Annotated in this window: 14 protein-coding genes; 11 read left to right on the plus strand and 3 right to left on the minus strand. The window is 34.8% G+C overall.

The window, feature by feature from the left end:
• Positions 1 to 8: 8 nt before the first annotated feature.
• Together GTR01_RS03560 and ppk1 are read right to left on the minus strand one after the other, a co-directional pair.
• On the minus strand, positions 9 to 893 hold the full coding sequence (locus tag GTR01_RS03560; protein ID WP_160136477.1) for an exopolyphosphatase: 885 nt from the start codon (positions 891 to 893) through the stop codon (positions 9 to 11).
• Positions 890 to 2,962: a polyphosphate kinase 1 gene (gene ppk1 / locus GTR01_RS03565; protein WP_160136478.1), complete on the minus strand. Its 2,073-nt coding sequence runs from the start codon at positions 2,960 to 2,962 to the stop codon at positions 890 to 892. The genes GTR01_RS03560 and ppk1 overlap by 4 nt, the downstream gene beginning before the upstream one ends.
• A gap of 627 nt (positions 2,963 to 3,589) precedes the next feature.
• Between ppk1 and GTR01_RS03570 the strand changes: the two genes are divergently transcribed.
• The 9 genes from GTR01_RS03570 (at position 3,590) to GTR01_RS03610 (ending at position 14,491) form a co-directional block, all read left to right on the plus strand.
• The gene (locus GTR01_RS03570; protein WP_228452141.1) at positions 3,590 to 5,566 is read left to right on the plus strand and encodes a type VI secretion system Vgr family protein; all 1,977 of its coding nucleotides are present in this window, start codon (positions 3,590 to 3,592) and stop codon (positions 5,564 to 5,566) included.
• Entirely contained in the window at positions 5,544 to 5,951 is a 408-nt protein-coding gene (locus GTR01_RS03575; RefSeq protein ID WP_160136479.1) for a hypothetical protein, read from the plus strand. The genes GTR01_RS03570 and GTR01_RS03575 overlap by 23 nt, the downstream gene beginning before the upstream one ends.
• Positions 5,948 to 7,567, plus strand: a complete 1,620-nt coding sequence (locus GTR01_RS03580; RefSeq protein ID WP_160136480.1) for a phospholipase effector Tle1 domain-containing protein — start codon at positions 5,948 to 5,950, stop codon at positions 7,565 to 7,567. Before GTR01_RS03575 ends, GTR01_RS03580 begins: the two co-directional genes overlap by 4 nt.
• 22 nt (positions 7,568 to 7,589) lie before the next feature.
• Entirely contained in the window at positions 7,590 to 8,561 is a 972-nt protein-coding gene (locus GTR01_RS03585; RefSeq protein WP_160136481.1) for a hypothetical protein, read from the plus strand.
• Positions 8,562 to 8,651: 90 nt separating this feature from the next.
• Positions 8,652 to 9,662, plus strand: coding sequence for a DUF2931 family protein (locus tag GTR01_RS03590; protein WP_228452142.1), 1,011 nt, complete (start codon positions 8,652 to 8,654; stop codon positions 9,660 to 9,662).
• Between the two features lie 228 nt (positions 9,663 to 9,890).
• Complete coding sequence (dnaK, locus tag GTR01_RS03595) at positions 9,891 to 11,786, plus strand: molecular chaperone DnaK (RefSeq protein ID WP_160136483.1); 1,896 nt, start codon at positions 9,891 to 9,893, stop codon at positions 11,784 to 11,786.
• A 554-nt stretch (positions 11,787 to 12,340) separates the two neighbouring features.
• Positions 12,341 to 12,940 carry an FMN-dependent NADH-azoreductase gene (locus GTR01_RS03600; protein ID WP_160136484.1) on the plus strand — a complete coding sequence of 200 codons (600 nt, stop codon included), beginning with the start codon at positions 12,341 to 12,343 and terminating at the stop codon, positions 12,938 to 12,940.
• 459 nt (positions 12,941 to 13,399) lie between these two features.
• Positions 13,400 to 13,852 (plus strand): DUF1569 domain-containing protein, encoded by a 453-nt coding sequence (locus tag GTR01_RS03605; RefSeq protein ID WP_160136485.1) that lies wholly within the window; start codon positions 13,400 to 13,402, stop codon positions 13,850 to 13,852.
• A gap of 99 nt (positions 13,853 to 13,951) precedes the next feature.
• Entirely contained in the window at positions 13,952 to 14,491 is a 540-nt protein-coding gene (locus tag GTR01_RS03610; RefSeq protein WP_160136486.1) for a hypothetical protein, read from the plus strand.
• 50 nt (positions 14,492 to 14,541) lie between these two features.
• Here GTR01_RS03610 and GTR01_RS03615 read toward each other — a convergent pair whose 3' ends face one another.
• The gene (locus tag GTR01_RS03615) at positions 14,542 to 14,895 is read right to left on the minus strand and encodes a winged helix-turn-helix transcriptional regulator (protein WP_160136487.1); all 354 of its coding nucleotides are present in this window, start codon (positions 14,893 to 14,895) and stop codon (positions 14,542 to 14,544) included.
• 94 nt (positions 14,896 to 14,989) lie between these two features.
• On the opposite strand from GTR01_RS03615, the gene GTR01_RS03620 reads away from it, so the two are divergent.
• Complete coding sequence (locus GTR01_RS03620) at positions 14,990 to 15,445, plus strand: DUF3291 domain-containing protein (RefSeq protein WP_160136488.1); 456 nt, start codon at positions 14,990 to 14,992, stop codon at positions 15,443 to 15,445.
• A 225-nt stretch (positions 15,446 to 15,670) separates the two neighbouring features.
• Positions 15,671 to 16,867 carry a S41 family peptidase gene (locus GTR01_RS03625; RefSeq protein WP_160136489.1) on the plus strand — a complete coding sequence of 399 codons (1,197 nt, stop codon included), beginning with the start codon at positions 15,671 to 15,673 and terminating at the stop codon, positions 16,865 to 16,867.
• Position 16,868: the final 1 nt, after the last annotated feature.

The raw sequence follows: 16,868 nt of genomic DNA on the forward strand, positions 1-16,868 counted from the left end.
TTTAAAAACTATTTCTTATGTTGTAATTTACTGTAAATATTCTGGATTAAACCATCAGCTACAGAGATTTTTGGAACAAAAATTTTATTAATATCCGACCAGGCCATTACATTATTGAAGATACTCAGGGCATGTACCAAAACATCAGCCCTATCTTCCCTTAGACTGTATTGGGTCATTCTCTCTTCTACAGAAAGTTCATTGAATTCTTTGTGAACCTTTTTCAGATGAGATAGAGACATTGGCTTTCCGTCTTTGGTTTTACTCATGGAGAATACTTTATTGATGTTTCCTCCTGACCCGATGGCTACAATTGGTTTTTTGCTGACAATATTCTTTTTGATCTCTTCCTTCATTTCTTTCCAGTTATCCAGAGTAACCAGATTGTTGAGGAGACGGATGGTTCCGATATTGAAAGATCTTTCATAGATCATTTTACCATTTTCATAGAAGGTAAGCTCTGTAGAACCACCGCCTACATCAATATATAAATAGGCAAATTCTTTGTCAAGGCCTTCAGCGACATGGTTTTCATAAATTAGAGTAGCTTCTTCATCTCCTGAAATGATCTCAATATTGATTCCTGAAGCTTCTTGTACCTGCCTGATAATTTCATCACCATTGGCTGCATCACGCATCGCACTGGTGGCACAGGCTCTGTAATGGTCTACTTTGTATATTTTCATCAGGTCACTGAAGATTTTCATGGAATCGATGACCATTTTTTCTCTTTCCGGGCCTATTTTTCCGATAGTAAACACATCCATACCTAATCTCAGAGGGATTCTCAGAAGGTTCAGTTTGATGAATTCCGGTTTTTTGTTGTTTATCTTTACTTCATTGATGAGAAGTCTTGCGGCATTACTTCCTATGTCTATTGCTGCGATCTTCATTTCTTGCTTGTTTTAGCTTTTAAATACTTATAGGTTTCTATTTGTGATCGACATTCTTTTTTATCATTCCTTATGTATTCATTGCTCAGTTTTTTGTCTAAAATCCTTGCTTTTACGTTATCACGAAGTTGGATATCAAGAATGTCTTTCAATTCTTTTTTTAGGTTCTTGTCGGTTATTTTAGCGGCAGCTTCAATTCTGTAATCAAGGTTTCTGGTCATCCAGTCGGCAGAAGAAATATATATATCTTCAGCCCCTTTATTGTAGAAATACATGACTCTGGCATGTTCCAGGTATTCATCTACAATACTGATAGCCTTAATTTTCTCCTTGAATTCCTTTTGATTAACGGCACAATAGATTCCTCTTACAATAAGTCTTATAGTAACTCCTACAGTAGCAGCATCATATAATTTCATAATTAATAATCTGTCACTCAGGGAATTTGCTTTAACAATAATCTCAGCTTTTCTTCCTGCTTTAGCCTCTTCAATCTCCTTATCAATATGGTGAACAATCTTTTCACGCATAAATTGAGGGCAAACTAATAAATTTTTACAAGTTTTCAAAATCGGAAGATAATCATCTTTCGGTTTTTTCAGCACGTTGAACACTTTATTGATATCCGCCATAATGCCTCGGTCAGAAGTCAGAAGCAAATGATCACCATAAATTCTTGCTGTTTTTTCATTAAAGTTTCCGGTACTTACAAATCCATATTGGATGGTTTTGTTGTGGGCCCTTTTTTTAATCACACAAAGCTTGGCATGAACTTTTTTACCCGGAAGTCCAATAAGTACTGTAATTCCTTCCGGTTCCAGCATTTCTTTCCATTCCAGATTGGATTCTTCATCAAACCTAGCCTGAAGCTCAAGCATTACAGTCACTTCTTTTCCGTTTCTCGCCGCATAGATTAATGCATTACTGATCTTCGAGTTGCTGGCCAGTCTGTACGCTGTGATCTGTATGGACTTTACATCCGGATCCATGGCTGCTTCACGCAGAAGATCAATCACCGGATTGTATTTGTGGTAAGGAAAAGTAAGAAGTACATCTTCTTTCATGATAACATCTGTCACTCTTTCTCCATGTTCAAACGCCTGATGGGTGAAAGAAGTTCGTTCTTCAGGTCTTTCATATTTTTCAAAAACATCAGGGAAGTCCATGAAATGTTTGAAATTATGAATTTTTCCTCCCGGAATAATACTGTCTTTCTTGGTCAGGTTCAGTTTTCTGATAAGGAGTTCCAGCAAAGCCTTATCCATATCTTTGTCAAAAACAAACCGGGTAGGTTTTCCTTTTCTACGGTTTTTAAGTCCTTTTTCTATCTTTTCTGCAAAGTTGGTACGGATGTCATTGTCAAGATCCAGTTCTGCATCTTTCGTTACTTTAAAAGCATTAGCTGCAAACTCATCATATCCGAAATAAGAGAAAATATGTGGTAAATTGAAGGTAATTACATCTTCTAGAAGCATTACATTTTTTTCTTCAGGATCTTCAGTGGGAAGCAGTACAAATCTTCCTACAAAACGGGAAGGAATTTCGATAATGGCATAATTGCTGGAATATTGCCAGTCTTTTTTCCTCATGGCAACGCCCAGATAGAGACTTTTATCTCTTAGGTAAGGCATTGGAGTATTTTCATGAAGGAGAATTGGAATGACATTAGATTCCACCACTTCGTCAAAGTAGTTCCTTACAAAATCCTTTTGTGCTGTTGTCAGGTTCTTGGAATTCTTGATGAAAACTTTGTGATCTGCCATTTCTGTCTGGATTTTTTTCCAGGTTTTATCGAAATTCAGCTGTTGTCTCATCACTATTTCATTGATTCGCTGAAGAATTTTGGAAGGTGGCTGATAAAAGGATTCGGCTATTACTTTTTCCTTAAAATCCATGGCACGCTTTAATCCGGCAACACGAACCCGGAAGAACTCATCCAGATTGTTGGAGAAGATTCCAAGGAAACGTATTCTTAAATGCAGAGGAACTTTTTCATCCATGGCTTCCTGCAAAACCCTTTCATTAAAGGCTAACCATGTAATATCTCGTGGATTAAAGTGTAATGACATTCTGAATGTGTATATTTTATCAAAAATAATAATTCGTACTGTTTCCGGCTCTATTTCTTAGGTTAAACTTTGATTAATTTTAACGAATTGTGATAAATGATTGAAGCGTAAAGACTGGGAAATGGAAAGTAAGGAGTTGGATAGTTACTTTTAGTACTTGAATAGTCTGTTTTCGTTATAAAATGGTTTAAAAATTCTAAAAATAAAATGGATCATTATCCTTTGTGATCCTAACTTCTCATCTTCACCCTCTTATTTCAAACCTTTGTAAACCAACTTTATCCTTGAAAGTGGGATTATAGTAATATTGTATGTATTCCATACTTTGTGATTTATTTAAAATATTTTTTTACATTTGAATAAACACCAAAAAACAACACAAATGATCTCTATTTTCAATCACTTTCTGCGTGATTCCTACTTATTTTATGAAGATAATGTAAGGTTGCCTACAATGCATCCTCTGATAAAATCTTAGCTATGCCAAAATATATAACCCTCGATATTCTTGATGAATATTAAGGTTTTCTTTGGAAGAAACAGAACGGGTAAATTTCAGTTAAAAAATTTAGGAAGCATTTTCTTCCTGTCTGAAATAAGAAATAATACAATATCAATAAAGCACAAATGAAAAAGAAAATTATTAACGAAAAAGAAATTCCTTCCAATGAGGACTATTCAAAGTTTAAAAAAGCGCCCTTTGTACAAGAGAGCAATGCTAAAAGTATTTCTGATCATCTGATAGCAGGAATCAATCGTGTGGTAAAACTTGAAGTTCATGCGAATGGAAAACCTGTTATCCATTTTAAACATTTCAAATTAACGCAAAGTGCGGTAAAACATCATGAATTTGAAATCATTCTTGCCCATGACAGCCTGGAAAACAGACAGACCCAGAATCTTGAAGATGCCCATAAACTATTGGGAAAAAGATTAACCGCTACTTTCTCTTATAAAGATGTAGAAAATAGTCCGAATATGTCATTTGTAGGAGTAATAACTAATGTAGGATTCAGCCGGGAAAAAACCAGTCTTGGAGATGTTGTACTCAAAGGGTATAGTCCTACAATTTTATTGGACGGAGCTCCCCATACTCAAAGTTTTGGCGGAACCCAACCTGTAAATATGGGAATTATTGCCAATGAAGTGATCAAACAAGGATTAGACAGTTCTGATTTTGATTTTAATATTGATACGAACGACAGTTCTCAGATTTTGTACAGCAGCCAATACGAAGAAACCCATTACAATTATCTGGCAAGGATGGCTGAAGCGTATGGTGAACAATTCTTTTATGACGGCTATGTTCTTCACTTTGGAAAACTTCCCAAATCCGGCAACCAGCATATCCAATTAATTGAAGGAAGCAACGTAAATGATGTAAGAATAGAGCTCAAAGCTGTACCCATTAAACCTCAGTTTTATGGATATAACAGTAATGAAAATGAAAAATTGACCTCGGGAGATACTTCTGTAAAGCACCTTGGAGATCTGGCAAGAACAGCTTATAACAATAATGATAAAATTTATAAAACACCTTCTTTAAAAGTTGCTCCTATCAGAGCAGTCACCCATCTCGATGTGGAATACTCCCAGAAAAGTGCTTCCGGAAGCAAAGCAGTAGAAGTGATGAATGTTTCAGGCTCAACTTCCATTCCTTTTCTTCATCCGGGATGTGTGGCAGATATAAAAATCCGGGAACAGGATTCTAATAAAACCCGCCATCTTACTACCCTTATGATTACCAAAACGGTTCATGAGGTGAATGCCAGAGGATATTATACCGGAAGTTTTGAAGCCATTTCCGAAGGAACAGGATATATGCCCCAACCGGAATTTTACATGCCAAGACCGGAGCCTCAGATTGCAACGGTAGTTTCTAATACTGATCCTGCAGGGCAGGGAAGAATTAGTGTGAGGTTTGACTGGCAGCTGAATGAAACTACTGATTTTATTCGGATGATGAGTCCGGATGCCGGAGGAACAAATCAGATTACACAAAATCGTGGCTATGTAGCGATTCCTGAAGTAGGAGATCAGGTGATGGTTAACTTCCAGCATGGTCATCCTGACAGACCTTTTGTAATGGGAGCCATGTTTCATGGTGGAACAGGTCTTGGTGGGGGAGTTAATAATCATATGCGTTCTATACAGACCAAGTCCGGTATAAAAATTTTGATGAATGATAACGAAGGAAGTGCCAACATCATTGATCCAAGCGGAAATAATTACCTGATGGACGGGCAGGGAAATATTATCATGACCGCACCCAATGATATTACCTTCAATGCAGGGGGGAATTTATCCATTAACGTGGGACAAAATATGAGTACTACCGTTCAGATGAACTCCAGTGAATCTATTGGGGTCAATAAATCCCTGAGTGTAGGAATGATGAATATGCTGACCGTAGGAAAAGATTTTGTCACCAATGTTATTGGAAAACTTAGCCATTATGTAAAAGGAGATATGGAAACTTACGGTGAAAAAGAGCATAAAACTACTTCTCTAAAAGAAATGCAGGTAAGCAGTGGAAATAAGATAGAACATCACGCAGAAAAAGAACTAAACAACAACAGCAATGAGAAATCTAAAAATCACTGATCCCTATCTTTTTCCGAGGATGGAAATCAATGATATTTTCGTTAATATCATGGGAAGCCAAAGCGTAGCCTTTCAGAACGAAAGAAATGGAGCCTGTTTTTTCTTTTCTCGAAAAGAGGAAGAGCTTCAGGGCGAAATTATCTATTATCATCTTGTGAACGGAAAACAAAATGTTTTCTGTACCAATGGTTTTCGTTTTTCCTTCCAGGGAAAAACCTATGAACTGAATGCTCCCGGAGACTCTGTAAATGTAGAGGACGGATCCATCGTTGTTTGTTTAAAGTATAGCTATATGCTGGAGTTGCTGCAGAACAGTTTTTATGCGGAAAGTCAGGAAAAGGTATATGATTTTATAAAAGAAGAATTTTTAATACTATTATCATGAGCATAGAATATTTCGTAGAAGGAAAAATAAAAATTGAGGTAAAAGGAGATTATAAGGTATTTTCTAAGGGAAATATCACCTTCAATAGCGAAAACTCTCTGGAACAATCCGGAAAAGAATCCGGGGTTAGCTATAATAAAGCAAAAACGATACACCCCAATGATAGCCCCGTAAATTTATTGGAGGTAAGTCTCAATCTTTTTTTTGATGGCACTCAAAACAATAAAACCAATACTGATCTTGGGAAGGATTACGAGGAATCTAACCATGATGATGACAGCTATACCAATGATTATTCTAATGTAGCCAGAGGGTTTGATGCTGTAGATCCTACTGTTGAACATCAAATCCGTGTCTATATAGAAGGTATCGGAACTAAAGATGGGGAGAGTGAAATGCATTTTTTTGGGAATGTTCCTAATACTGGGATCTTATTTGGGACAGATGGGCGTGGAGTAAGAGCAAAAGTAACGAAAGGCTGTGTGGAAGCAGGAAAAAAGCTGGCAAAATATACCCAGAAAGACATTCATCTGAAAATAAATGTATTTGGTTTTAGCCGTGGGGCGACTGCTGCAAGGCATTTTCTGCATATTGCTACGAACCGTGCCAGAATTCTTAAAGGATCTAGCAAAGATGGAATGGCGATTCCACCTCATGAAGCAGAAGGTAAACGAATTAAAGTAAGACTGGATGACGATCTGGTATTGAACTATGGTTATTTTGGAGCTTGTTTGATTGATAATAAGGTAGTTCCTAAAAAAATAACATTCAACTTTGCCGGGCTATATGATACGGTAGCTTCTTACGGGATGAATCACCGGGAAAAGTCGGTGGCTGGAATACCCATTATTCATGGGGATACCAAACAGCTTGGGTTGGATGCTGTAAAAAAGTCCTATTTTACTTTACAGATTGCGGCTGATAACGAATATCGTGATAATTTCGATTTAACAAATATTGATAGTACAGGAGTAAAAGGATTACAATTTATATTACCTGGTGTGCATTCTGATATTGGAGGCTGTTACGTCAACCAGAATGAAGAAAAAGTAGATCTGTATACAGAAAGAGAAAATGGAGGAAGAAGGTGTGAACAGTTCAGGAAAATATTAATAGAGGAAGGTTGGTATACTCGGGATGAAATTGAAGTAAAAAAGATCATCTCTGTACACAAATATGGTGTCAATACAAAATACATATTAGTAGGGACAAGAAGACCATTTAATACTTATGATAAGGTATCGCTCAATACAATGTTTTATTATTCAAGTCAAGAGCAGTTTGGAGTTAAATATAAACAAAAGATGATTGATAGTCACAAAATCACAGATCCTTTCCTAATTGAAATACATAATCAGTTAAAAAATTATATGAATGCTTGCAGTACATTACGAAATACTTATATAGCAGAATTCAACAGAAATAATTCATCGGGAGACTACTTATCAAAAATAAAAACTTTGCATTATGAAGATTTTGTAGATTTGGACAAACTTAAAATATTGAGAAATAAATATCTTCATTGGTCTGCCAGTGCCACTAAAATAGGATATGGGCCAAGAGTAGGAAAGGTTGAGAGTGGAAAAAATCGTACAAGAAACATACAATATGGGTAAGATAATTTTTAAATCAACAACATTGAATAAAGTATTATATATTTTAGGTATACTTTGTGGTATTATTTGTTCGGGGCAAAAGATTCCCAACTTGGAAGGAGAATATTATTTAAAAGAAAGCAAAGCAGGTCTTTATATTTTTAATAAAAACCAGTTTCTTGTTTTAGGGTATGCTACTGCAGTTAAAGGAAAAGTAGAGGTGATGGATGATGAGGTGATTTTTAAAGTAGATAATCCTGATAATACTTTTTTATTGTACGGAAGAGACTCAGGAAATGATCGGATATTTTTTGACGAAAATATATTAAGACATGGCATTCTCTTTGGATATGCGCCCACAAAAGAAACGGAACCGTTGCTAAAATCTGTACAAAAAGAAAAATCTATTTACTGTTGGTCTCAAAAATATTTTTTGCCTTATAAGAATGATGATTTTTTTATAATCAGATCAGAAGATGATCCCAATTTATTGACTTATTTTAATAATGATAAGAAGTACACAGATCTTTTATTGGAATATCTTCCTGCAGATCAAGATGTGTCCTTTTTAAATGAAATATTTCTTATTAAAAATGGGAAATTACATTTTGATAAGAAAAATGTACAAAAGAGAGACTTACATCTTACAGCTGAAATTAAAAAAATTATAACTGAAATTGATCAGGTAGATTCTGTGTTCAATAAAGAAGTTATATATCTTAATGAAGAATATCAACCAGTTGTGAGTGAGGCTGTTGATCTTAAACAGTATTCTTATAATAAATTATCAAATCAGTATACAAGAAAGAAAATATTAAAAACTGATCAAGAAAGTATTAATATTTTATATAAGTATGATAAAATAACTCCTATAATATATTCAAATGCTAAATTCAAACAGGATACTAATAGTTTTTTTAATGTGAAATGTTTAAAAACACCTAAAGCATTTATAGAGGAAAATAATGACAAAAAAGCAAAAGATAGTACGGTTTACATAGAACCTATGAAGTGAGTTAAACTAATTTTACATTTTAATAACTAAAATATGAAAACTATTTTTTACTATTTAATTTTCTTATTAATTTTTACACAATGTCAAAAGATGGATGATAAAAAAATGGCTTTCCAGGTAGAAATATCGCAGCCTGATAATAAATATGAAATTACCCCTGTTTTTGATAAAATAAAAACGTTGGAAGGAAACCGTGCAGGATTGCCTTATGGAAGTTCTTCCGGGAATTGGGGAGATTCAGGATCATCGTGGACGGAACAATATGGAACCCCTATTGGTGCAGATATTACTTATTATGCTGATTATGAAAATAAGTATTATCATCTGGATGCAGATTTTTCAGTGGATATTATAAAAGATTATATGGAACGGGCTTATTCCAGATGGGATGATTTAAAAGGCGAGACTCAAGAATATAAGAAATTGGGTAGAGGATATAGTGCCTCCAATGGTGTTAATGCTTATGATAGTTTTTCTACATTAGTTTTTGGCTTTGCCCCTAAAGGCATGGTGGTGGTATGGCTCAATTTTGGAAATACCCGTATAGAACTGGGAAGATATCAGGCTGAGCCTGTTACAGATCCAGCAGAGATAGCCAAAGCAAAAGAAAAATACCTTAAGATGTATCGTATAAGCCCTGAACGTTATGTGGAGTCCCAGAAAGAATATTTTATTCCTGATGCCAGTCCAAAAGAATGGGATGATTACAGACAGCGTTACCATTGGCGTCCGGTGGTTACATCTGCCAATCCAAAATTCAGATTGTTTGAAGTACTCAATTATACTTATAACGGGGAAAAAGAAGGGGCATTAAGGCCGTGGGTTTTAAATATGCCTTATAAAGAAAGAGCGATTCCTCAGGAAATGGTATTTACATGGGAAACCGGAAAAGAAAAACAGGAACAACGAAATGCCCGTGCTTTTTTCAACTGGGAAAAGACCAATGAAGCGTTTAAACAGGCAGGAAATAAGATCGATATGCAAGTGAAAATTGCTCCGGATAATGATTCTATAGAAATTTTACTCAATGGTAAGCCTTTGGAAACGGACAGTATCCGTATTTACCAATGGTCAGGAGATTATAAGGAAAGCTATAAGTAAGTTTTTCAATCAGTTTTTCTTTTAAAGCGTCTGTCAGAACAATCCCTTTTCTAGTCTTTTTTCGGAAGATAAGAGAAAAAATTTCCACATTAAATAAAATAAAACCCTGATTATTTCAGGGTTTTTGTCTTGATTGTGTCATTTTGTCACAAAAAAAGGTATGGTATAAATGTTGTGAAATAGACAGTGTAAATTAAATATTAAAAATTAGAAAAAAATAAAAATATTATGAGTAAAATAATTGGAATTGACTTAGGAACAACCAACTCTTGTGTTGCTGTAATGGAGGGTAAAGACCCTGTTGTTATTCCTAACGCAGAAGGTAAAAGAACAACTCCTTCTATCGTAGCATTTACAGAAGATGGAGAAAGAAAAGTAGGTGATCCTGCAAAAAGACAGGCTGTAACCAACCCAACTAAAACAGTTTATTCTATCAAAAGATTTATCGGAACGCACTTTAAAGAAGATGCTAAGGAGATCTCAAGAGTACCTTATAAAGTGGTTGCAGGTCCAAACGATACTGTAAAAGTAAAAATTGACGATAGAGAATATACTCCACAAGAAATTTCTGCAATGACTCTTCAGAAAATGAAGAAAACTGCTGAAGATTATCTTGGACAAGAGGTGACAAGAGCAGTAATCACTGTTCCTGCATACTTCAACGATGCTCAAAGACAAGCTACTAAAGAAGCTGGTGAAATCGCTGGTCTTAAAGTAGAAAGAATTATCAACGAGCCTACAGCTGCAGCGTTAGCTTACGGTCTTGATAAAAACCATAAAGATCAGAAAATTGCTGTTTATGACCTTGGTGGTGGTACTTTCGATATCTCTATCCTTGATTTAGGTGATGGTGTATTCGAAGTATTATCTACAAACGGTGATACTCACTTAGGAGGTGATGACTTTGATGATGTGATCATCAACTGGATGGCTGATGAGTTCAAAGCTGAAGAAGGTGTAGATTTAAAATCAGATGCAATTGCACTTCAAAGATTGAAAGAAGCTGCTGAAAAAGCAAAAATCGAATTATCTTCTTCTCCACAAACTGAGATCAACTTACCATATATTACTGCTACAGCTACAGGGCCTAAACACTTAGTGAAGACTTTAACTAAAGCTAAATTCGAGCAATTATCTGCAGATCTAGTAAGAAGATCTATGGAGCCAGTTGCTAAAGCATTAAAAGATGCAGGTTTATCAACTTCTGATATTGATGAGGTAATCTTGGTAGGAGGTTCTACAAGAATCCCAATCATCCAGGAAGAAGTAGAAAAATTCTTCGGTAAAAAACCATCTAAAGGAGTTAACCCGGATGAGGTTGTAGCTATTGGTGCAGCAATCCAGGGAGGAGTATTAACAGGAGACGTAAAAGACGTATTACTTCTTGACGTTACACCACTTTCTTTAGGTATCGAAACTATGGGTTCTGTATTCACTAAATTAATTGAAGCGAATACTACAATCCCAACTAAGAAATCTGAAGTATTCTCTACAGCTTCTGACAACCAGCCAGCGGTAAGCATCAGAGTAGGACAAGGAGAAAGATCTATGTTCAACGATAACAAAGAAATCGGTAGATTCGACCTTACAGATATTCCACCAGCACCAAGAGGAGTTCCTCAAATTGAAGTAACTTTCGATATTGATGCAAATGGTATCCTAAGTGTATCTGCTAAAGATAAAGGAACTGGTAAAGAGCAGTCTATCAAAATCCAGGCTTCTTCAGGTCTTTCTGATGAAGAAATCGAAAGAATGAAAAAAGAAGCTCAGGAAAACTCTGCAGCTGATGCTAAGAGAAAAGAAGAAGTTGAGATCTTCAACAAAGCTGATGGATTGATCTTCCAAACTGAAAAACAATTAAAAGAATTCGGTGAAAAACTTTCTGCTGACAAAAAAGCAGCAATTGAAGCAGCTCACGGAGAATTGAAAACTGCTTTCGAAGCTAAAAATGTTGATGACGTAAAAGCTAAAACTGAAGCGTTAGATGCAGCATGGATGGCAGCTTCTGAAGAATTATATGCAGCAGGTCAACAGCCGGGTGCTGATGCTGGTGCTCAAAACGCTGGCGGAAACAACGCTGGTGCTGAAGATGTACAAGATGCAGACTTTGAAGAAGTAAAGTAAGAAGTTTCAATAACGATTACTACTAATAATAAATCGCGGTAAACTAAGTTTGCCGCGATTTATGTTTTCTAACCATTAGCATACACTGTTCAATAGACAAGCAGAACAGCTATAGTTGGTATTGAAGTCTGAAAAAGAATATTCCCTGTTGTTGACAATTGCCTTAACAAAAATAATGTTACCCTGGTTGGCACCTGTAAAGACTCCTATCAATCTTACTTCTACTTTTTATATACTTCTCCATCCAGCATAATCTGTCTTGTCGTTCTAGTTGGAGCTCCACTACTTCCGTTCATAGGAATTCTCATTATTTACCCTGATAAAAAATGCTTAAAAGTTTGTCACAAATGAATTACACTGTGTGTCTTTATTTCGGAAATGTAATAAGGGCTTTTGGTATGGTCAAAATTTTAGCTTTAGAATATTTTTTTTGTTTCTGAAGATGAAATTATGGTAGAGAATACTAAATAATCTGATGATATTGGAAAAGCTTGAAGATATTGTTTATCCCTTTTATACTTTAATCATAATGACAAAAATAAAAAATTTAATATATGAAAATGATTTTGCATATCACATCAAGTGCTAGAGGAAACGATTCTTATAGTAGACAATTAGGTAAAGAAATAATTAATACTTTAAAAATCAAAGACCCTTCAATCCGGATTAAAACATGGGATCTGGTAGAGGAGCATCCGCCATTATTTACGAATACGATGATTCAGGGATTTTATATGTCACCGGAAGATCCTGCTTATCATTCTTTTGAAGATTTGAAATATGCTAAGAATTTAGTAGGCAGAATTAATGAAGCAGACATTATTGTTATAAGTACTCCTACCTATAATTTTTCAATTTCTGCTCATCTTAAAGCTTGGATTGATCAACTGGTTCGGGTAGGTATTACGTACAGATTTGATCAAACGGGGAATAGAGTAGGACTTATTACGAATAAAAAAGTCTATTTGGCAGTTGCTTCAGGTGGCAAAAAAGTTTCAGATCATCAGCAAAATGATTATATCTCCGATTATATAAAAGATGTTTTAAAAGCTTATGTAGGGATAACTGATGTTGTTACTTACAGAATAGAAGGAACTGCTTTCCCTGGGTTTATTCCTAATTATGAAGAATCATTAAATGATTTTCAATATTAGCAGAGGCACACAAAAACGCTGATCTAAGAAACACAAAAGGATAGCATTTCTTCAGAATAGATAAAGCTCAAAAGATTGATCTCTGAGCTTTATCTTATAGTTAATAAATACTGATATACGACTGGTAAAAAGTGAATTTCTTTGCTTATAGCTGAAAAAAAAGGTGATTCTGATAAAAAAGCACCGGCTGATTCTTGGATTTTCAACCAAACAAATTGCAACTTATACTTCAGTAGCAGTGCATGCTGTAGAAATACGAAAAACCAGATTCTGTAAAAAATATTCGATTCCTTCCGATATCGATTCCCATTTATGGATGAAAAATTTGATTAAATAATTAATTGATCTATACTTATTTGTAGTAATATTACACCATTAAAATTTGAAAAGAAGACGGAAATAGGAAAAGTATTTTAATAGTTACAAATTGATTTTTTATAGTATAAAATTACCATTACCATGAAAAAAAATCTTTTAAAAAAAGAGGCAGCGGATTTCCTTGTTACAAGAGTTAATAATCTGTCAGCTACTCACCAGCCTCAATGGGGAATCATGACAGCCAGTGAAATGCTTCTTCACTGTAATTCGTGTAATCAACAAATTTTAGAGGAAAGCAGAGGCAATGAAAGAACTAAAATAAAGCAATACCTTTTAAGAATTCTGGCTCTTTATCTTGCGCCTAATTTTAAAAAAAACATTCAAAGTGAATCCAGACACAATACCAAAGGAAAAACCAATGATCTCTATTTTGAAAAATATAGAAATGAGTTTATTCGTTTAATTCATGAGTTTCCTGTAAATACTCACCCTTTAACACTTTCCCATCCGGCTTTTGGTAATATTTCCACTCATGAATGGGGAATTGCTGCATACAAACATATGGATCACCATTTGCGACAGTTTGGAGTGTGAATTTTCAAAAGAGATTTAAAATTTGTTTAAAATTGAGATGGAACTATCATATTGAAGTATATTTATCCCCTCAATTTTAACATGGGAAATACAAAATATATGAAAAAGGTTATCGGTATGGTAGGGCTGCTGGCTATGCTCACAAGCTGTAACAATTCTGATCGTAAGGAGCACACAAAAGATGTATTGAAAGAAGAAAAATCTTCATCCAAAGAAAAAGAATCAGCCGCTTCCCAAAACAGGATTTCCAAAGAGGAAGCCGTGAAATTGGCTGTAAAACAATTTGAAGCTTATTTACCTAAAATTCTTAAAACCTACGATGATGGAGTTATTGATCTTCAGGATCCTCATGTAGGAGATTTTACCGGGGACGGAATAGACGATGTCGCTATTTACTGGAATATAGCACCTGAAGGAGGAAATGCTCTGATAGGACAAGGATTATCATTATATAAAAATGACGGACATAGCGTTAAAGTGATTGCGGGATATGAGCCGGATTACCTCTTTGCTTTTGATACGATTAAAAATGGAAAAATTATCGTAGAAAAACTGGAATATACTGAAGAGGACGGAAGATGCTGCCCTTCAATAAAAACTAAGCATGCCTTAACGATTAAAGGAAATAAAGCGTATTAAGCTAAATAGACATCTTAAAAATCTGAGCAATCGGTCAGGTTTTTAAGATGTTACTTTTTTTCTAAAATATTTTTGCCCCAATCATTGATATTATCCAGCAAAGGAAGGAATGAAGTTCCCAAATCGGATAAACTATACACTACTTTTACAGGTGGCTTTGTTCCGAAAACAGTTCTGGTAATGAGCCCATCTCTTTCCAATTGCCTCAGTTGAAGACTTAAAGTTGTTTCTGTAATAAAAGAAAGTTCCTTTTTGAGCTCTCCAAACCGTTTGTCTCCGTTTTTTAAATGACAAAGAATGACTCCTTTCCATCTTCCGCCAATAAGATCCATCACAAAACTTACCGCACAGGGATAAGATTTTTGCCCTACGTTGATGTAAGACGTTTCACACTCTTTTTCCATATTTTTTTATAGTATCTAAATTGATAGTTATTTTATGCTAAGGTTACAGACCCTATTTTTACACAATAATAGACATAAAACAGGAAATAATAAAATGTATCAATTAGCACAGATTAACGTAGCCAAAATGATTGGAGTCAATATTGATGATCCGGTAATGAAAGAATTTGTTGAGCATTTTGATTCAGTGAATCAATTGGCAGAAGAAAGTAAGGGTTTTGTCTGGAGATTAAAAGATGAAGACAATAATGCTACCGGTTTTAATCCATTTCATGATGAACAAATTATTATTAATCTTTCGGTGTGGGAAGACCAGGAATCACTGGAACACTTTACCTATAAAACATTTCATGTTGATTTTTTACGAAGAAGAAGAGAGTGGTTTCAAAAATATGGGAAAGCGTACTATGTACTCTGGTGGATCAAAGATAACCAATATCCAAGTATAGAAGAAGCACTCGAACGCTTAGAATATCTACAACAGAACGGATCTTCTGAATATGCCTTCAACTTTCAAACACCATTTCAGAAACCGGAATTGATTATTTAATTGTTGTAGAGAAAATATTCTTGAATAGTTTCATTAAGTTTATTAATATTAAATCTATAAATATATTGCGGTAAAAGTGTTTTTTGAAAAATTACAATTAATTCTGGGATGAAGATGATTACTTTTAAACTGCTTAATAAGTAATTGATTGATGTATATAATATTAAATTCATTAAATTTATAGTGTGGATAGTTATTATGCTCAAAGTATTCACAAAATAATGTATGAAAGTAAACCATGTGACCAGATTAATTTTAGTAATTTTCTCTTTACCTTTTGGAAATCTCACTTTTGCCCAAACGAAATATCAAACCGACTTTCTCGAGTTCTGGTCTAATATAAATAGTCGTTATGCCTATTTGGATCAACAACATATTGATTGGAAAAAAGTTCGAGATATCTATGAACCACAATCAAAAAAGGTAACCAAAGATTCAGAATTTGTGAGGCTGCTTGAAGATATGCTGCATGAATTATACAATGGGCATAATTCTTTAAATATCAATCTAAGCACATCGAATAGATTAATTCCATCAGAATCTGATATGTATGTTGAAAAAATAAACGGACGGTATTTTATCAAAGATTTAAGAAAGGGTTTTGGTGCGGATCTGTCTGGATTGAAAATCGGGATGGAAGTTGTACTTTTCAATGGAAAGCCAGTGGAAGAACAATTGGCGCAATTCCTTCCTAAATTTACCCATCACCATAATCAAAAAATGTATCGGTATGCAACGGATATGCTTTTTGCCGGAACTCATGATGTACAAAGAACAATCACTGTTTTGGAAGATGGCAAAGAAAAGGTGTTTCAACCTATTACATGCGAAGAGGTAAATGAATTATTATCTAAAAAAGTAGTCAATAAAAATACCGCATACATTAAAATTAATAATTCATTAGGTAATGATGGCGTAATTGCTGAGTTTGATAAGGCTGTGGACGAGTTTTTACCCTATAAAAATCTGATAATTGATTTAACAGAAACTCCAAGCGGAGGAACTTCTACTGTGGCCCGGGTAATAATGGGGAGATTTATTCAAGACGTTTTGCCTTATCAAATTCACGAATTTGATGAAAAAGAATATGATACAAAAAGACATTGGGTGGAATATGTAACACCTAGAAAAAAGAACTATAAAGGAAATGTTTATATCCTGGTGGGAAGATGGACAGGAAGTATGGGAGAAGGAATTGCAATTGGATTTGACGGGATGAAACGTGCCCAGATTATTGGAACTCCAATGGCGGGATTACTCGGAGCTATTTCAAATTTTCAACTTACTGGAACCAAAATAAGTGTTCAGTTTCCAACTGAACGTTTATATCACATCAATAATACTCCGAGAGAGTTATTCGTACCTGGCATTTTGACGCAAAATACTGAAGAAACAATTCAAAAAGCAAAAGAAATACAATAGT

Source organism: Chryseobacterium sp. c4a, from assembly GCF_009900745.1.
GTDB lineage: Bacteria > Bacteroidota > Bacteroidia > Flavobacteriales > Weeksellaceae > Chryseobacterium.